At 67.4% G+C, this 18420-nt stretch carries 13 protein-coding genes and 1 pseudogene; 5 read left to right on the top strand and 9 right to left on the bottom strand.

The window, feature by feature from the left end; genetic code table 11:
• Nucleotides 1-138: 138 nt before the first annotated feature.
• The 3 genes from AX690_RS12910 to AX690_RS12900 all read right to left on the bottom strand — a co-directional run bounded on the left by AX690_RS12910 (nt 139) and on the right by AX690_RS12900 (nt 5148).
• Nucleotides 139-1302 carry an endo-1,4-beta-xylanase gene (locus tag AX690_RS12910; RefSeq protein ID WP_066683066.1) on the bottom strand — a complete coding sequence of 388 codons (1164 nt, stop codon included), beginning with the start codon at nt 1300-1302 and terminating at the stop codon, nt 139-141.
• 182 nt (nt 1303-1484) lie between these two features.
• The gene (locus AX690_RS12905) at nt 1485-2813 is read right to left on the bottom strand and encodes an amidohydrolase (RefSeq protein ID WP_066683065.1); all 1329 of its coding nucleotides are present in this window, start codon (nt 2811-2813) and stop codon (nt 1485-1487) included.
• 190 nt (nt 2814-3003) lie between these two features.
• A complete protein-coding gene (locus tag AX690_RS12900; protein WP_066683064.1) occupies nt 3004-5148 on the bottom strand; it encodes an alpha-glucuronidase family glycosyl hydrolase in 2145 nt (714 codons plus the stop codon).
• Between the two features lie 364 nt (nt 5149-5512).
• On the opposite strand from AX690_RS12900, the gene manD reads away from it, so the two are divergent.
• The 3 genes from manD to AX690_RS12885 all read left to right on the top strand — a co-directional run bounded on the left by manD (nt 5513) and on the right by AX690_RS12885 (nt 9131).
• Complete coding sequence (gene manD, locus AX690_RS12895) at nt 5513-6724, top strand: D-mannonate dehydratase ManD (protein WP_066683063.1); 1212 nt, start codon at nt 5513-5515, stop codon at nt 6722-6724.
• 222 nt (nt 6725-6946) lie between these two features.
• Complete coding sequence (locus AX690_RS12890) at nt 6947-7696, top strand: FadR/GntR family transcriptional regulator (protein WP_066683062.1); 750 nt, start codon at nt 6947-6949, stop codon at nt 7694-7696.
• Between the two features lie 340 nt (nt 7697-8036).
• The gene (locus AX690_RS12885) at nt 8037-9131 is read left to right on the top strand and encodes an acyltransferase (protein ID WP_066683061.1); all 1095 of its coding nucleotides are present in this window, start codon (nt 8037-8039) and stop codon (nt 9129-9131) included.
• Nucleotides 9132-9239: 108 nt separating this feature from the next.
• On the opposite strand, the gene AX690_RS12880 is transcribed toward AX690_RS12885, so the two are convergent.
• The 4 genes from AX690_RS12880 to AX690_RS12870 form a co-directional block, all read right to left on the bottom strand.
• Nucleotides 9240-9953, bottom strand: a complete 714-nt coding sequence (locus tag AX690_RS12880) for an HAD family hydrolase (protein WP_066683060.1) — start codon at nt 9951-9953, stop codon at nt 9240-9242.
• Nucleotides 9954-10016: 63 nt separating this feature from the next.
• Nucleotides 10017-10151 carry a hypothetical protein gene (locus AX690_RS23930; protein ID WP_255357069.1) on the bottom strand — a complete coding sequence of 45 codons (135 nt, stop codon included), beginning with the start codon at nt 10149-10151 and terminating at the stop codon, nt 10017-10019.
• 205 nt (nt 10152-10356) lie between these two features.
• Nucleotides 10357-13446: a TonB-dependent receptor gene (locus AX690_RS12875; RefSeq protein WP_066683059.1), complete on the bottom strand. Its 3090-nt coding sequence runs from the start codon at nt 13444-13446 to the stop codon at nt 10357-10359.
• Between the two features lie 448 nt (nt 13447-13894).
• Nucleotides 13895-14185 (bottom strand): DUF1272 domain-containing protein, encoded by a 291-nt coding sequence (locus AX690_RS12870; RefSeq protein ID WP_066683058.1) that lies wholly within the window; start codon nt 14183-14185, stop codon nt 13895-13897.
• 337 nt (nt 14186-14522) lie between these two features.
• On the opposite strand from AX690_RS12870, the gene carA reads away from it, so the two are divergent.
• The gene (gene carA / locus AX690_RS12865; RefSeq protein WP_066683057.1) at nt 14523-15689 is read left to right on the top strand and encodes a glutamine-hydrolyzing carbamoyl-phosphate synthase small subunit; all 1167 of its coding nucleotides are present in this window, start codon (nt 14523-14525) and stop codon (nt 15687-15689) included.
• Between the two features lie 138 nt (nt 15690-15827).
• On the opposite strand, the pseudogene AX690_RS24270 reads toward carA, so the two are convergent.
• Both AX690_RS24270 and AX690_RS12860 read right to left on the bottom strand, forming a co-directional pair.
• Nucleotides 15828-15950, bottom strand: a pseudogene (locus AX690_RS24270) (hypothetical protein); the annotation flags it as partial.
• 51 nt (nt 15951-16001) lie between these two features.
• On the bottom strand, nt 16002-16241 hold the full coding sequence (locus AX690_RS12860; RefSeq protein ID WP_066683056.1) for a flagellar basal body rod C-terminal domain-containing protein: 240 nt from the start codon (nt 16239-16241) through the stop codon (nt 16002-16004).
• A gap of 404 nt (nt 16242-16645) precedes the next feature.
• On the opposite strand from AX690_RS12860, the gene AX690_RS12855 reads away from it, so the two are divergent.
• Nucleotides 16646-18355 carry a M20/M25/M40 family metallo-hydrolase gene (locus AX690_RS12855; RefSeq protein WP_066683055.1) on the top strand — a complete coding sequence of 570 codons (1710 nt, stop codon included), beginning with the start codon at nt 16646-16648 and terminating at the stop codon, nt 18353-18355.
• Nucleotides 18356-18420: the final 65 nt, after the last annotated feature.

The raw sequence follows: 18420 nt of genomic DNA, 5'->3' as shown, positions 1-18420 counted from the left end.
TGTCATCCCGGAAGCCTCGCAGAGGCTATCCGGGACCCAGGGGGTGCGGGAACGCCGCGCTTGCCGCCCCTGGGTCCCGGCTCTCCGCGCTTCGCGCTACGGCCGGGATGACACGGGTGTTTCGAGTGAGAGAAAACCCTACCGCGCCGGCGCGGCCCGCAGCGCGGCGGCCACGGCCTCGCGCAACGGCTTGGGCTTGTAGTCGTCGTCGTAGAGGGTCGGGCGCTTGGGCTTCTTGTCCTCGCGCAGCCACTGGCCCTGCAGCCATGAGTACTTGTCGATCATGCCCCAGGCCAAAACCTCCTTGGTCTGGCGGTAGCTGAGAACCTGGTCGAGGAAGGCCTTGGCGTAGGCCGCCACCGCCGCGTCACGGGGACCGAACTCGTAGGGCAGGCCCTTGTCGTGGACGTCGAACTCGGTGACCAAGAGGTCATAGCCCATGCCGGTGACGTCGTTCAGGAACGCCGTCCACTCCTTCTCCTGCGGCTTGCCAAAGCCCGTGAAGGTGTCGGCGTTCTCGGCGCCGATGTGGCTCTGGATGCCCAGGGCGTCGACGGGCGTGCCGCGTTTCCTGAAGCCTTCCAGGAGCTTGAGCACACCGTAGCGGTGCTTCTCGTTGCCGACCTCCTGGCTCATATAGTCGTTGTAGACGAGGCGAGCCTTGGGCGCGGCCTGGCGGGCGACGTGGAAGGACAGGTCCAGCACCTCCTCCTTGCCCATGGCGTCCGACAGGAAGGTCGAGCGGATCGAGCCGTCCTTGGGATCAACCGTCTCGTTGACCACGTCCCACGAGATCATCTGCGGATAGCGCGCGCACAGGGCCTGGATGTGCTCGGTGACCATCTTGGCCGCCGCCTGGGCGGGCTGGGCGCCGAAGTCGTAGGTCTTGGTCCAGGCCGGGAACCACTGCGGGTGGTGCCACAGCAGGGTGTGGCCGCGCAGGGCCTGGCCGTTCTCCTTGGCGAAGGCGGCGATGCGGTCGGCGCGGCTGAAGTCGAAGGCCTCGGGCCCGGCCAGGCGGACCACGTACCACTTCAGCTCGTTCTCGGGGACCAGCACCCCGCACTCGCGGGCCAGGATGGCGCGGTGGCGGGCGTCCTCGAACGGGCCAGTGGTCGCGCCGGGCGGCCCGGCCGGGACCGCCGAGCCGAAATAGAGGCCCTTGGCCTTGGCCAGATCGCGCAGCGGTGTCTCGTCGGCGAAAGCGCCAGAGGGGGGCAGGCTCGCGACAAGGCTGGCGGCGGCGCCGGCGGCGAGTCCCAGAGCCTGTCGTCGCGTGGGGTCGATGATGTTCGAAGCCATGGGCGCCTCCCGTTTATCGGCGGCGCGGTAGCGCTACCATTTTGACGGCAGATCACCCTAGGCCGGCGACGGGGTCAACCCATTAGAGGGACTTTCAACACCCGCGCCAAAAACCCGTGTCATCCCGGAAAGCGCGCAGCGCTTATCCGGGATGACACGGAAATATGGGCGTAGGCTGGAGTTTACTTCCCCGTCACCGACAGCACGGCCAGGGTCATGGCCTCGACGCCGGTGCGGATGCTGGGCTCCGGCGTGGGGGCGAAGAACGGCGAGTGGTTGCTGGGCAACGACTTGCCCTCGGCCGCGGCCTTCTCGACCATCGCCTTGTCGAAGCCGCCGATGCCGAAATACAGCGACGGCACGCCGGCGATGACGAACTCCGAATAGTCCTCGGACGCAGAGCCGGGCTTGGTCTGGGCCACCGCGCGCGGGCCGAACGCGGCCTTGAACACCGCCGCCGTGCGGTCGGTCAGGGCCTGGTCGTTGACCACCATCTTGCCGCCGGGGTTCAGCTTGACGTCGGCGGGTGGGGCGCCGGCCATGTCGACCACCGCCTTGGCCGTGCGCTTGACGCCGTCCAGGATCTTGTCGCGCACCGCGTCGTCCTGGGTGCGGACCGTGCCGCGCACCCGGGCGTTGTCGGGGATGATGTTGCCGGCGCTGCCGGCCTGGATCGAGCCGATCGTCACGACGCCGAACGCCGAGGGGTCCTTCTCGCGGCTGATCACGCTCTGGACATCGACGGTGAAGCGGGCGGCCATCATCACCGGATCGATCGTCGTCGATGGCATCGAACCGTGGCCGCCGCGGCCGTTGAAGGTGATGTCCAGCCCGTCCGAGGTCGAGCTGATCACGCCGGCCTTGTAATAGACCTCCCCCGCCACGCCGTTACCCACGTGCAGAGCAAAGCCGTAGTCGGGCTTGCCGCCGATCTTGTCCCACAGGCCATCGGCCAGCATGGCCTTGGCGCCGCCGATGACCTCCTCGGCCGGCTGGGCGACGAAGACCAGCGTGCCCTTCCACTTCGACTTCATCGCCACCAGCTGGCGGGCGGTCCCCAGCCAGGCGGCCATGTGGATGTCGTGGCCGCAGGAATGGGCGACGAAGGTCTGGCCGTCGCGCCAGGTCGCGGTCGCCCGGCTGGCGTAGGGCAGGCCCGACTTCTCCTCCATCGGCAGGCCGTCCATCTCGGTGCGGATCAGCACCTTGGGTCCGTCGCCGTTCTTGAGGATCGCCACGACGCCGGTCTTGCCGACGCCCTCGAGGACGGTGAAGCCGAGAGCCCGCATCTCGGTCGCCAGGGTCTTGGCGGTCTGGACCTCCTGGAAGGCCAGCTCGGGATGGGCGTGGATCTGCTTATAGACCGCCTCCAGCGCCGGGTAGTCGCGGTCGAGCTGGGCGTCGATGACCTTCAGCGTGGCGGGCGCGTTCTTGACCGCCATTTGGGGCGCGGCCTGGGCGGAAGTGGCGAGAACGAGGGCCAGGGCGGCGGCGGCGAACAGGGGCTTCATGGGGCGGCCTCAAGCTAACGGTGTCGCTTAAGATGACGCACGGCGAAGGCTGATCCGCTAGCCCCTTCCCCCTCCCCTTGCGGGAGAGGGTGGCCCGAAGGGCCGGGTGAGGGGTCGCGCGGGCCGCGCCGAGAAACCCCTCATCCGTCGGCTGCGCCGACACCTTCTCCCGCAAGGGGAGAAGGAAACCCTACCCCCCGTTCCCCGGCGCCCAGCGGAACTTGAGGCCCTGGTAGTACTCCAGCGGCTTCTCCGGCGGCTTCTCGCCCGCCGGCAGCGGGCGCTTGGAGAAGGTCTGGAACCAGGCGATCGAGGCGTCGCGCCACCACTGGGCCTCGTTGCGCTGGATCTTCAGGAAGTCGGCGACCTCGGCGTGGCGCGGGGCGTCGACATACGGCGCCAGGCTGGCCCAGGTGCGGTTCATGCCGTCCACGTACGAGACGCCGCGCGAGTAGGACTTGACCATGCCGTCCCACAGGGTGTCGCCGGACTTCAGGCGATAGTCCCAAGGCAGGTGGTGGAACCACAGCAGGTCCTTCTCGTCGACGCACTTGAGGTCGGCGAAGCAGGCCCCAACCGGCGGCGCGTACTGGCTGGTGGCGTTGCTGCCCGTCGGCGTGCGGTCGAAGCCGATGCCGTCGGCGCTGGCCTTGGCGTAGTAGACGCTGGTCCAGTCGGCGCGCGGACCGCCGCTGACCCACGGCGCCGGGCCGTAGTGGTGGCCCTCGCCCATCTGGTGGTGCAGGCCCAGCGGGGTCATGTAGTCCACCGCCGCCTCGCGCGAGCCCATCATCATGTCCACGGCGGGCTTCACGAAGCGCTCGTCGTTGGTGAAGGTCATCTTGGCCCAGTCGCGGGCGATGGCGCGGGTGTCGGCCTCCGGATCCCAGGCCAGGCGCCCGAAGACGTACCAGTTGGCCTGGTCGAACTGCGAGCCGCTCCAGTTGCGGTCGGAGCCGATGTTGGCGACGCCCGCCATCGCCGTCAGCTTGCGGCCTTCCAGCGATCCGTCGATCACCTTGGCGACCGTCGAGCCCTTGCCCTTGACCATGGTGTCGGCCTTCAGGGTCTCCTCGAACATCGGGCCCAGATAGACGAGGTGGGTCGCGAAGCCGAGGTATTCCTTGGTGATCTGGAACTCCATGCCGATGTTGCTCTTGGGCATGGCCCCGAACAGCGGGTGGAAGGGCTCGCGCGGCTGGAAGTCGATCGCGCCGTTCTTGACCTGGATGACCACATTGTCGGCGAACTGGCCGTCGAACGACTTGAACTCGGTGTAGCCCTGCTTGGCGCGGTCGTCGGGCTGTTCGTGCGAATAGACGAAGGCGCGCCAGATCACGACGCCGCCGTGCGGGCCGACGGCTTCCGCCAGCATGTTCGCGCCGTCGACATGGGTGCGGCCGTAGTCCTGCGGGCCGGGCTGGCCCTCGGAATTGGCCTTGACCAGGAAGCCGCCGAAGTCGGGGATGTCCTTGTAGATCTCGTCGGCCTTGGCCTTCCAGAAGGCGCGGACGGCCGGGTCCAGCGGGTCGGCGGTCTTCAGGCCGCCGATCTCGATCGGGGCCGAGAAGCGAGCCGACAGATAGACCTTGACGCCGTAGGGCCGGAAGGTGTCGGCCAGGGCGGCGGCCTTGGCGATGAACGGCGCGGTCAGGCTGTCGGCCTTGGCGTTGACGTTATTCAGCACCGTCCCGTTGACGCCCAGCGAGGCGTTGGCCCGAGCGTAGTCGACCATGCGCGGATCGACGTGATCAGGCAGCTTCCACCAGTCGAAGATCGACTGGCCAGAATAGCCGCGCTCGACCGTGCGGTTCAGGTTGTCCCAGTGGTTCAGCATGCGCAGCTTGACCTTGGGCGCGCTGGCGAGGTCGAGGCTGGCGACCGGCTGACGGGTCTGGATCAGCTCCAGATACCGGAACACGCCATACAGCACGCCGATGTCGCGGTTGGCGGCGATCACCGTGGTGGCCTTGCCGTTCACCGGCAGGGTGCGGATCAGGTAGCCGTCCTCGCCCAGGCTTTTAAGCGGCAGGTCCAGCTTGGCGATCGCCGGATCGGAGGCCGCGCCCAGCAGGATCACCCCGTCGCGCGTCCCAGCGGCGGCCTCGGCCGGCTTGCCGACGAGGCCCGTCAGGCCGCGCTCCAGCTCGGCGCGGGCGACCTTCATGGTCGGGGCGTCGCGGGTCGGGGCGATGGCGGCGGCGCGGGCGGCGTAGGCGCCCTTGGCCGAGGCTTCGACCGGCTTGTAGCGCAGCCAAAGGTCATAGCCGTCTTCCGCCCGGGCGGCCGGGGCGGTCATGAGCAAGAGCCCGAGGGCCAAGGCGATCAGACGCATCGTTTCACTCCCACAACACTCTTATCTCCGACTTCCCCGGCGAATGCCGGGGCCCAGGTCGCGGAGCTCGGCTGGGCCAAGCATGGCTCGATCACAGCCTTACGATCTGGGTCCCGGCATTCGCCGGGAAGGTCGGCTTATTTGAAGCTCTCAGCGTTCCGGACCCAGACGAACGCCGCCAGAAGCGCGCCGCCGAAGGTCGGGCCCCATAGTCTTAGAGGTCAGACCACTGGGTTGACAACCTTTATGGTACCGGTACATCGATATCCCAGGGAGGAAGTCTTTGGATGCTGGCGCGCTCGCGCCTGGCGCCCCTTGCTTTCGGCCCATCCCTTCACGCCCTCGCGGCCAGCCGAAGCGCCCCATGCCCAAGATCATCGCCGCCAAGACCATCGTCACCTGCCCGGGGCGCAACTTCGTCACGCTGAAGATCATCACGGACGAGGGCGTCCACGGCATCGGCGACGCCACGCTGAACGGCCGCGAGCTGGCGGTCGAGGCCTATCTCTCAGAGCACGTCATCCCCTGCCTGATCGGCCGCGACGCCCACCAGATCGAGGACATCTGGCAGTACCTCTATCGCGGCGCCTACTGGCGTCGGGGTCCGGTGACCATGGCCGCGATCGCGGCGGTCGACATGGCGCTGTGGGACATCAAGGGCAAGATCGCCGGCCTGCCGGTCTACCAGCTGCTGGGCGGCGCCTGCCGCACGGGGGTGATGGTCTATGGCCACGCCAATGGCGAGACGATCGAGGAGACCCTCGACAACGCCGCCCACTACGCCGAGCAGGGCTACAAGGCCATCCGCCTGCAGACCGGCGTGCCGGGCATGAGCGGGACCTACGGCGTCTCCAAGGACAAGATGTTCTACGAGCCGGCCGACAGCGACCTGCCCAAGGAGACCATCTGGTCGACCGAGCGCTATCTGCGCAGCACCCCCGCTCTCTTCGAGGCCGCGCGCGTGCGGTTGGGCGATGACCTGCACCTGCTGCACGATGTCCACCACCGCCTGACTCCGATCGAAGCCGGCCGCCTGGGCAAGGATCTGGAGCCCTACCGCCTGTTCTGGATGGAGGACGCCACCCCGGCCGAGAACCAGGCCAGCTTCCGGATCATCCGCCAGCACACCACCACGCCGCTGGCCGTGGGCGAGATCTTCAACTCGATCTGGGACTGCAAGCAGCTGATCGAGGAGCAGCTGATCGACTACATCCGCGCCACGGCCGTCCACGCCGGCGGGATCACCCACCTGAAGAAGCTGGCCGCCTTCGCCGACCTGCACCACGTGCGCACCGGCTGCCACGGCGCCACCGACCTGTCGCCCGTCTGCATGGGCGCGGCCCTGCACTTCGACCTGTCGATCCCCAACTTCGGCGTCCAAGAGTACATGCGCCACACGCCCGAGACCGACGCGGTCTTCCCGCACGCCTACACCTTCGCGGACGGCATGCTGCATCCGGGCGACGCGCCGGGCCTGGGCGTCGACATCGACGAGGACCTGGCCGCCAAGTACCCCTACAAGCGCGCCTACCTGCCGTTCGCCCGCCGCCTGGACGGCTCGATGCACGATTGGTGATCGGAGACGGTCAGGAGCCTGTCAGGAGAAAACACGCCAAGCGTCGCCGTGGTCCGTGGTAGAAACCAGACCTAGAGCCTGTCCACTTGTGATGGAACCATCACAAGTGGATAAACAGGCTCTAATTCTGGTGATTGAGAGCGTGGCGGCCGCCGAAACCGCTTACACTTTCGGCTGCCACGCTCTCGACAAGCCAGCGCCTTTCGGGCCCCTTCGCCGACCATGTCAGACAACGTCAAGCTCTACCGCAAGATCGCCGACACCGTGGCCGAGGCCATCGAGGCCGGCCAGTACAAGATCGGCGACCGCCTGCCGACCGAGCGGGAGTTGGCCGAACAGTTCGGGGTCTCCCGCCCTACCCTGCGCGAGGCGATGATCGCGCTGGAAATGCTGGGCATGATCGAGGCCCGCCACGGCCTTGGCATCTACGTCACCGGCAATGTGCGGCCCGTCGCCCCATCCAGCGACATCGACTTCGAGATCGGCGCCTTCGAGCTGATCGAGGCCCGCCGCCTGTTCGAGGGCGAGGCCGCCGCCCTGGCCGCCACCTCGATCTCCGACGAGCAGATCGCCGAGCTGGAAAGCCTGCTGCAACGGATGCACGAGGAGGAGGAGATCCGCGGCGAGGACGCCGACCGCGAGTTCCACCTGACCATCGCCCGCGCCACCGGCAACGGCGCGATCATCGCCACGATCGAGAACCTGTGGGACTGGCGCAACCGCTCGCCCCTGGCCCGCAACATCCTGACCCGGGCCCGCGGCATGGGCCTGGAGCCCCGCATCGTCGAGCACCGCCGCGTCGTCGAGGCCCTCAAGGCCCGCGACCCCGCCGCCGCCCGCCAGGCCATGCGCGACCACCTGGAACGCGTCATCGACCACCTGCTCCACGCCACCGAGACCGAGGCCGTGCAACGGGCCCAGCAGGAGACCAGCGCGCGGCGGAGCGCGATCGCCAAGCGGGTGGCGATCTGAAGAAATCCCTCTCTCTTTGAGAGAGGGAGGGGCCCATCGCGCAGCGATGGGAGGGTGAGTGGTCAAGCGCTCGCCAAGAAACGCGGATTCCTTCGATTGAACCCCAAGGGCGAGCCGCGTCAGGCTCGCCGAATGAACCGCACCGCGATCGCCCGTCAGCTTCGCCGGCGCGAGCTGGCCGATCCGGGTGGGGCCATGGATGAGATCCTGGCGGTGTTACGCATGGGGAGGGCTTGACCACTCACCCTCCCATCCCGGCTTTCGCCGGGACGGGCCCCTCCCTCTCTCGAAGAGAGAGGGGGTCTGTTCGCTCCGCCCGTCTCATGCCACCACTGCCCCCATGCTGAAGCTCCCCCCGCTCAAACCTGATTCCGACCAGATGCTGCATCTCGACGCCCTGCGGATCGTCGGGGCCGTCATGATCGTGGTGTTCCACTTCAACCGGTTCATCAACCTGGACGGCCGCTGGCAGTGGGCGGACGATACGATCAAGACCTTTAGCCTGATCGTGGACCTGTTCTTCCTGATCTCCGGCTATGTGATGGCGGCGATCTACACCGGGAAGCTGACCACCTTCGCCAAGTACCGGGACTTCCTGCAAAAGCGCGTGGCGCGGCTGGGGCCGCTGCACTGGGCGACCATGCTGGTGTTCATCGCCGTGGCCGCCGCCGGCGCGGCCGGCTGGATCCAGGACCGCGATCCGCGCCGCTATGACGTGGCCTGCATCGTCCCCAACATCGTCTTCATCCACGCCTGGGGCGTGTGTCACTCCCAGACCTGGAACTTCGTCAGCTGGGCCATCAGCGCCGAGATGGGGATGTACCTGATCCTGCCGCTGCTGTTCCTGCTGACCGCGCGCGGGCCGTGGGTCACCCTGGCGGTCGCCCTGCTGTCGATCGTGGTGATGCTACAGACCCCGCACGGCGACCGGCCCTTCCACCAGTGGACCTGGGACTATGGGGTTCTGCGGGCGGTCCCCGGCTTCCTGATCGGCATGGCGGCCTTCCAGCTGCGCGACATGCTGGCGAAGATCCCGCGCCCGAACCTGCTGATGTGGCTGCTGCTAGGCGCCTATCTGGTCGCCTCGTGGGCGGGGACGCCGAGGACCGTCCTGCTGTTCGTCGTCTACGCCATCGGCCTCTTGGGCGTGGCCGCCGACGCCAAGGGCGTCCAGGGCGGCGTCAGCCAGCGGCTGGCGCCGTGGGCCCAGCTGTCGTTCAGCCTGTACCTTCTGCACCCGATCGCCCTGAAGATGGGGCTGGCCTGGGTGGGCCTGGGGATGTGGAGCCTGAACGGCGACCTGATGCGCCTGTGGGTCCTGTTCTGGGTCGTGGCCCTGTTCCCGATCGCCTATCTGTCGCTGGTGTTCTTCGAGCGCCCGGCGCGGGATTGGCTGGCGGGGCTGGGGAAGCGCGAAAAGCCCCCTCTCTCTTAGAGAGAGGGTTGGGGTGAGAGGTTACGAGGTTCGACGGCGGGCCGGCATAGCGGCCACCCCTGTAACCTCTCACCCTCCCAGCGCTGCGCGGCGGGCCCCTCCCTCTCTCTAAGAGAGAGGGTTTCCTGAAATCCCATCCACCCACGCCGGCAGCTCGCTGATGCTGCCCAGCTCAACATACCGTTCGTGCCCGACCGGCGCCTCGGCGGCCTCGTGCGACCAGACCAGCGGGTACGGGATCAAGGCGCCCCAGCAGCCGGCCTCCAGGGCCGGCAGGATGTCCGAGCGCATCGAGTTGCCGGCCATCACCGCCTGCTCGGCGCCCGTGCCGTAACGGTCGAACACCCGGCGGTAGGTGGTGGCGTCCTTCTCCGACACGATCTCGACGGCCACGAAGTAGTCGCCCAGGCCCGACGAGGCCAGCTTCTGCTCCTGGTGCAGCAAGTCGCCCTTGGTGATCAGGATCAGGCGATAGCGCTCCGACAGGGCGGACAGGGCGTTCTCGACGCCCGGCAGCGGCTCGATCGGCTCGGTCAGCATCTCGCGGCCCACGGCCAGGATCTCGCGGATCACGCGGGTGTCGACCGCGCCGTCGGTGACCTCCAGCGCCGTCTCGATCATCGACAGGGTGAAGCCCTTGGCCCCGTAGCCATAGACCCGCAGATTGCGCTTCTCGACAGCCGTCAGCTGGGCCTCGATCTTCTCGGGGTCGCCATGCTCGGACAGCAGGTCCAGAAAGCGCTGGTGCGAGAGGCGAAACAGGCTCTCGCAGTGCCAGAGGGTGTCGTCGGCGTCGACGCCGACGGTGGTGATGCTCGTCATGGCCAGGGATTTAGCATCGCCGGACGCGGGACGCACCCGCCAGGCGACCTCAGCCAGGACGCGCTAGAAGGTCAGGACCGCGAAGACCACCAGGCTGACCGGCACGGCGGCCGACAGCACCATGCCCACGAGGCCTTCGACCAGGGAAAAGACGAGGCGCGAGGCCGAGAACAGTTCTTGGGGCGGGTTGGGGATCATGGGATTGGGCGCTCCTTTCGGAAGGACGTAGCCCGATCCTGGTTAAGGTTCCGGTAGCCGGCGCCCGCGAGCGGCCGCGACAGATTGTCCACGCCGGCCGCGCGCCGCCCAAAAGAAAAGGCCCGGCGCGAGGCCGGGCCAGATGGTCTTAGGGGAGGAAGCGCGGCCCGGACCCGAGAGGAGTCCGGACCGATCGTCAACGAGCTTAGAAGCTCATCCGCAGGCCCAGCACGTACGTACGGCCGGGCTTGTAGTAGGTGAAGGTCGCGTTGTCGTACTGGAAGTACGAGCGCAGCGACTCGTTGGTCAGGTTGGTGACGTTGAAGGTCAGCTGCGGGGCGTTCTTCATGCCGAAGATCTTCTCCAGGTCGTAGCTCGAGGAGAAGTCCGTCTGCTTGTAGTCGTCCGAGAACAGGGCGGCTTGGGTCACGCCGTTCTGGTTGGCGCCGCTGGACTGCGAGCCCTTCCGGTAGACGTGGCTGAGACGCAGGCTGACGCCATTGTGCTCGTAGTAGCCGGTCAGGTTGTAGGTGTACTTGGCCACGCCGTAGGCGGTCGCCGGACCGTTGCTGGTCTGGTCGACGATCGTGGCGTTGGCGTTGAAGCCCAGGCCCTCGACGCCGAAGCGGCTGGTCAGGAAGTCGAGCGGCTGAACCCACTGGAATTCCAGGCCGTTGATCGTCAGCTTGTTGGGCACGTTGATCTGAGACTGGATCTGAACCTGCGCCTGGGTCGGGCCGCCACGCGAGTTGATGGCCGTCTTCTGGGTGTCGTTCAGGGTGTCGTAGGTGATGCCATACTGAGCCAGGGCCGAGAACGGTTGGGTCACGACGTTGTTGGTCGTGAAGCCGGTCAGCGACTTGCGGAACGCGTTGACCGCGATCACGCCTTCCTGGCCGGTGTAGAACTCGAAGCCCAGGTCGATGTTCTTCGAGAAGTACGGCTTCAGGGCCGAGTTGCCGATCGTGGCCTGGTCGGCCGACGGGGCGCCGAAGGAGACGCCCGGCAGTTGGGCGGCCGGATCCGGACGGGTCATCGTTTCCGAGACCGCGACGCGGGCCACGGCGTTCTCGCTGACGTCATAGGCGATGTTCGCCGCCGGCAGCCACTTCGAATAGGTGTTCTCGGTGTAGACGAAGTTGGTGATGTTCGGATAGCGCGCGCCGTCCGGCAGCTGAGCGCCGCCCGGCAGGCTGTTGCGCGGATCGGCCAGCGAAACGCGACCACCGATCGTCTGCTTGGTGTGCACGTAGCGGATGCCGATGTTGTAGCGCAGGTCGCTGTCCTTGACCTGGGTCACGCCGTTCAACTCGGTATAGGCCGAGCTGTTCTTCTCGTTGATGTAGCCGCCGCTGGCGCCGGTGTTGGAACCGCCCGACTCCGGCGTGTTGTCGTGGAACTGGTCGTACTTGGTGGCTTGCTTGACCTTGTCCCAGTCGACCGTGACGAAGCCGGCCGGGCCGGGCTTCAGGAAGCTAGCCAGGTTGGCCGTCGGGATCAGCGAGCCGCCATAGGTGAGCGTCCCCGACTGACCAGCCGTGGAGCCCGTGCCGTAGCCCGGATAGGTCGGATAACCGGCCGGAGCGGCGCCCGGCTGGTTCAGGCCTTGGCAAGGCGGGCCGCTGTTGGGCGAGGGCAGGTTCAGGCTGGGGTTGTTGCCGCAGGTCGCGTTCTGCCAGGCGCCGCTGTTGTCATAGCCGCGGATGGTGCGCGAGATGTCGTCGTAATTGGCGCCGAACTTCAGGCTCAGAGCCTCATCGCCCCAGGTGACCGAACCGCGAGCGCCCTTGGTCTCATACCAGCGCTTCTCGTCCTGCATGTTCAGGCGGCCGCCGTTCCAGACGAAGTTGGCCGGGTTGTTCAGGTCGACGCTGCTCTTGATGGTCGGGACGCCGGTCGGGTTGTAGGTGTAGTCGACCGTCGCGCCAGCGCCCAGCGCGGTGACCGGACCGAAGGTCGGGCTTTCGCGGTGGAAGGTGCTCTTGGTGTAGTTGGCCTGGGCCTCGACCTTCAGCTTGTCGGTGATCTGCCACTCGCCGCCCGGATTGACGCCCCACAACTCGGTCTTTTCGATGTAGGGACGGAATTCCAGGAAGAACTGCGAGTTGGCGTAGGTGCCCTGCGTGACCGTGCAGCCGGTCGAGCAGTCAGCCTTGTCGTACTTGGTGTTCAGCGGAATGATCGCGCCGTTGCGGACGATCCACATCATGTCTTCGCGGATCAGGTCGTTCTTTTTGTAGCCGTACAGACCGTCGACATAGAACTTCATGTCGTCGTTCGGCTGCCACTCGAGGCTGCCGACCAGATTGATGCGGTCGCGGGTGCCGTACGAGGCCGACGGACGGCCCAGGCGCGGCAGCAGGCCGTTGTCGATCTGCTGGATGGTCGCGCCGGGGTTGTTGGCCAACAGGAAGTTGCGATCGATGACCGTGCCGGCCACCAGGCCGCCGCCGGCGCCGACCGGCACCGTGGCCGGGATCGTCCAGTTGCCGCCGCCGGTGGCGTTACAGCCCGTGGCCGCGCCGCACTGGGCGGCCGACAGGTTCGGATTGGTGAAGCCGATGGTCTCGTAGCCGCGCGTGTCGGTCTTCAGGCGCTGGCCCGAAACGCCGAACAGGACGCCGAAGTTGTCCCAGGTCTTGCTAGCGATCAGCGAGCCCTTGCCGCCCAGCTTGGCGCCGTCGGCCTTCACGCCCTGGATGTTCATGCTCAGGTGCTGGCCCGGACGGTCGAACGGACGCGCCGAGCGCATGTCGATGTTACCCGCCGCGCCGCCTTCCAGCAGGCTGGCCGAGTAGCTCTTGTTCACCGTCAGCTTGGTGAAGAGGTCGGTCGGGAAGAACGACAGGTCCACCGAGCGGTCGGTGCCCTGCGCGTCGGTCGCGCCCGACGAGGCCACGGCGATCGAGGCGCCGTTCAGCGTCACGTTGGTGAAGTTCGAACCCAGACCGCGGATGGCGACGTTCGTGCCTTCGCCCGTGATGTCGCGGGTGATGGTGATGCCGGGGATGCGGTTGAACGACTCGGCGATGTTGGAGTCGGGGAACTTGCCGATGTCTTCGGCGAAGATCGCGTCGGCGAAGCCGGTGGTCTCGCGCTTGGCGACCGTCGATTGCGCCAGGCTCTTGCGGTAGCCGGTGACGACGATCTCTTCGACGGCGCTGTTGTCTTCCGCGGCGGCCGGAGCCTGGGCGGTCTGAGCATAAGCGGCCTGACCGATCGTCAAAGTGGTCAGGCAGGTCGCGCCGATCAGAGCCAGACGACGGGCGGAACGGTTTTGTCGGGTAGTCCGCATGTTTCTCCCCCTAAGGTTGACGCATTGCGCCAGTTCGTTGTTCGCCGCGACCCGCCGACTCCTTTTAGAGCCTGACGCCCCGCCATAAGGCAGTGGTAGCGGTCACACTGGAAGCGTTACGAGGTATGTCCTCGTGTGTCAACGTGGTCAGACCTCGTTGTCGGAGGAGTGTCGGACCTTTGGTTGGCCACTGCGGCGCCGACGCAACGGTGCTGAGGAGAGGGGAGGATAACGTGAACAGCGCGCTTAGCGGGACAAGGACGGAGCCCCACAATTTCCCGACCTCCCCGGCGAATGCCGGGGCCCAGATACATCCGGAACGGCTTGAGTGTTCGCGATTGAGCCGCCAACCAAGACCGCCGTATCCCGCGCGTTCGATCTAGACCCCGGCATTCGCCGGGGAGGTCGGGGGAGATTTCGATACGGGCGCACTAGGCGCGAGAACGCCTTACACCCACCCCGCCGGCTGCTCGGGCTCGCGCCTTGGCGGCAGGATCGGCGCCGCCGGCCGGTGCGCCTTCAGCACCCGCCGCAGCGAGGCTGGGAAGCGGTGCAGCTGCGTCTCCGGCCGGATGGGTCGGGCGACCAGGCCGCCGCCGCAGTCGGGGCAAACATCGTCAAAGCGCAGCTCGGCGCACGTGGCGCAGAAGGTGTGCTCGAAGGTGCAGATTCGCGCCTCCGGGCTGGCCGGCGGCAGGTCGCGGTCGCAGCACTCGCAATTGGGACGCAACTCGAGCATGGGCCGTCCTCCCGTGTTCGTCGCGCTTCTCTTGGGGCCATATCCGGAAGCCCTTTACTATAAAGCGTTTTTCCCGCCTCGCGCGAGGGCGCGCGTTCAGCGATCACGGGAATGTGGGAGCCCTGGAAATTCGCGTGATCGAGAGGGGTTGACCCCCTCCCCCATACCCCCTAGACACCGCGCCGTTTGCGCGGCGGACGGGCCCAAAGCCCGTCCGCTTTCTTGCAAGGAGACGGCCCTGCGCGCGGGGCCCGGACGGGGGTTACCCCGGGTCCGCCTTTTTGCGAAAATGACCGCCCAATTCCGGGCCCGATTGCGTTCAGGAGCGCTCAACAGAATGTCCCAAGACCTTCTTCCCGGCGTTACCGGCGTTCTGGCCCTGGCCGATGGCACGATCCTGCAAGGCGTGGGCTGCGGCGCGGTCGGCGACGCGGTCGGCGAGGTGTGCTTCAACACCGCCATGACCGGCTACCAGGAGATCCTGACGGACCCCTCCTACATGGCCCAGATCGTGGCCTTCACCTTCCCGCACGTGGGCAATGTCGGCACGAACGCCGAGGACGTCGAGCAGGTCACCGGCGTGGCCGAGACGGCCGCCCGCGGCGCCCTGTTCCGCGACGTCCCGACCGAGCAGGCCAACTGGCGCGCCGGCGGCGACTTCGACGCCTGGATGAAAAACCGCGGCGTCATCGGCCTGGCCGGCATCGACACCCGCGCCCTGACCCGCAAGATCCGCGAGACGGGCATGCCGCACGGCGTCATCGCCCACTCGCCCGAGGGCAAGTTCGACCTTCCGGCGCTGGTCGCCAAGGCCAAGGCCTGGGCCGGCCTGGTGGGCCTGGACCTGGCCAAGGACGCCTCGACCACCCAGACCTTCACCTGGGACGAGGGCCTGTGGTCGTGGCCGGAAGGCTACGCCAAGCTCGACAAGCCCAAGTACGAGGTCGTGGTCATCGACTATGGCGTCAAGCGCAACATCCTGCGCGCTCTGGCCCACGTCGGCGCCCGCGCCACGGTGGTGCCGGCCGACACCAAGGCCGAGGACATCCTGGCCCGCAATCCGGACGGCGTGCTGCTGAGCAACGGCCCGGGCGACCCGGCCGCGACCGGCCAATACGCCGTGCCGGAAATCCAGAAACTGGTCGCCAGCGGCAAGCCGGTGTTCGGCATCTGCCTGGGCCACCAGATGCTGGCCCTGGCCCTGGGCGCCAAGACCGTGAAGATGGAGCAGGGCCACCATGGGGCCAACCACCCCGTGAAGGACCTGACCACCGGCAAGGTCGAGATCGTCTCGATGAACCACGGCTTCACGGTGGACAGCGCCTCGCTGCCCGCGCCGGTGCAGGAGACCCACGTCTCGCTGTTCGACGGCACCAACGCCGGCATCGCCCTGGCCGACAAGCCGGTCTTCAGCGTCCAGCACCACCCGGAAGCCTCGCCGGGCCCGACGGACAGCCTGTACCTGTTCGAGCGGTTTGCCGGTCTGATGGACAAGGCGAAGTAGGAAAGGAAATCCCTCTCCCCTTGCGGGAGAGGGTGGCCCGCGAAGCGGGTCGGGTGAGGGGTCGCGCGGACCCGCTCTTCAACCCCTCATCCGTCGGCTACGCCGACACCTTCTCCCGCAAGGGGAGAAGGAAGAGAGACATGCAGCGAAATGGCTAGGGGCCGCCTCCCGCAAACATAGGGGGCGCTGCGGGAGGCGGCGGCCAAGCGCCCTCGGCAAAAGGGGGCGCGCTTCGGGCGCTTGGCTGGGGGTAGAGTCCAGCGCTCCTCCGGCGAACCGGGACAGCGCGAGACCCAAACGCGTGGAGCGGGACTAGGCCTTGATGTTCAGCAGCGCGCCGGTCATCTGGTCGGCGGTCTGAACGACCTTGGCGTTGGCCTTGAAGTCGTATTGAGCGCTGATCTGCTCAACCCGCTCCTTGGCGTAGTCCACGTCCTTCAGTTCTTCGACCTTCTCGGCGTGCGCGTCGGCCGTCGCCACCCGCTGAGCGCTAGCGTTCAAGCGGTTGGCGGCGACCGTCATACCGGCGGCGGCGATAGCGAGAGCCTGCATAAGGCGTCCTCCTTGCTCGTCGCGAGTTATCCGGTCGGTTCGGTTAAGCGGTCGCAACCAAAGATGGTAAAATTTACCACTTAGTCACCTTTTTTAGCGCGAATTAACCATAAAGCCGGTTTCCGGCCCCACCTCCGCTGGAGGCGGAATGATCCCCTCCTCCTGAGGTGGAGGGCGGAAAGGGCGGGGGTCGAAGGCGCGTCACCACCGCGCGCCCCTCGCCGCGCCCTATTCGCGCAAGATCCCGCCGAAGATTACAAAACGTTCAGGTCGCCACGCCTCGACAAGCTGTCATCGTCCCGACATGGTTCGCGACCGCGCCCTGGGGGGCCGTTTTTCGATAACTGTTTGGACGTGGCCAAGGCCCAAGCGCCTAGCGAACCGTCCCGAGGAGCCTCTTGAGAATGTCGTTCACGCGTCGCGCCGCGCTCGCCAGCGCCGCCCTGCTGATGGTCGCCCAGCCGGTCCTGGCGGCCGCGCCCGCCAAGCCCGCCGCCGCCGCCGCGAAGAAGGCTCCGGCCGGATCGGACTTCGTCCCCTCCGCCGAGGCGATCAAGGCGCACATGACCTTCCTGGCCGACGACGCGATGGAAGGCCGCGAGGCCGGCACGCGCGGCTACGACATCGCCGCCAACTACGTCGCGGCCCAGTACGCCCTGCTGGGCGTCAAGCCGGGCGGCGACAAGGGCTCGTACCTGCAGCGCGTGCCGCTGCTGGCCTTCCGGCCGGCCGGCGAGGGTTCGCTGACCCTGACCGGCGCACCCCAGGCTGATGGCGGCGAGGCCGTGGCCCTCAAGTACGGCGAGGACTACCTGCCGAACGCCCAGGCCCAGGCCGCCGATCTGTCGGTCGAGGCCCCGCTGGTGTTCGTCGGCTATGGCGTCGTCGACGCCACGCGCGGCCGCGACGACTACGCGGGCCTGGACGTGAAGGGCAAGATCGTCGTCATGCTGACCGGCGCCCCGTCCTCGATCCAGACCGAGGAGCGCGCCCACCTCTCCAGCCCCAACACCAAGCGGACCGAAGCGGCCAAGCGCGGCGCGATCGGCGTCCTGACCATCCCGACCACCAGCGGCGAGAAGCGCCGTCCGTTCGCGCGCGGCCTGGCCGGCATGAAGGAATGGCGCGTCACCTGGCGCGACGCCCAGGACGTCGGCGCCATCCGCGCGCCGGCCGCCCCGGCCCTGGCCCAGATCAGCCTGGCCGGCGCGGCCAAGCTGTTCGCCGGCGCGCCGACCGCCCTCGACGCCGTCTTGGCCGAGGCCGAGAAGCCGGAAGGCGCGGTCAAGGGCTTCCCGCTGGCCAGCAAGGCCAAGGTCGTGCTGAAGACCGAGATCGAAAAGCGCGAGAGCAGCAACGTCGTCGGGATCATCGAGGGCTCGGACCCGAAGCTGAAGGCCCAGACCGTCATCCTGTCGGCCCACCTGGATCACATCGGGATCAAGGAGAACGCCAAGCCGGGCGAGGACCGCGTCAACAACGGCGCGCTGGACAACGCCTCGGGCGTGGCGACCCTGCTGGAGGTCGCGCGCGGCTTCAAGAACACCAAGATCCGCCCCAAGCGCTCGATCGTGCTCTTGGCCGTGACCGGCGAGGAAAAGGGCCTGGTCGGTTCGGACTACTTCGCCAACAACCCGACCGTGAAGAAGGCCGACATCGCCGCCGACGTGAACCTGGACATGCCGGTGCTGCTGTATCCGTTCACCGACGTCATCGCGTTCGGCGCCGACCGCTCGACCGTGGGCGAGGCGGTGAAGAAGGCCGCTGGCCGCGTGGGCGTGGCGCTGTCGGGCGACCCGATGCCGGACGAAGGCCTGTTCACCCGCTCGGACCACTACCGCTTCGTCGAGCAGGGCGTGCCGTCGGTGTTTCTGATGACCGGCTTCCAGAACGGCGGCGAGAAGGCCTTCACCACCTTCCTGAAGACCAACTACCACCACCCGGGCGATGACCTGAACCAGCCGATCGACTACCAGGCGGCCGCCAAGTTCGCCCTGGTGAACTACGAGATCGCCCGCGAACTGGCCAACACCCCGGCCCGCCCGGTCTGGAAGAAGGGCGACTTCTTCGGCGCGGCGTTTGCTCCCGCGGGGCATCCGTCGGCGGCGAAGTGATTGGGGCGGCGAAGTAGGCCGCTCCAACCCAACCCGTGTCATCCCGGAAGCGCGTAGCGCTATCC

This window comes from Caulobacter sp. CCH9-E1, assembly GCF_001556515.1.
GTDB lineage: Bacteria > Pseudomonadota > Alphaproteobacteria > Caulobacterales > Caulobacteraceae > Caulobacter.
This window is presented reverse-complemented; position numbering and strand designations above follow the sequence as displayed.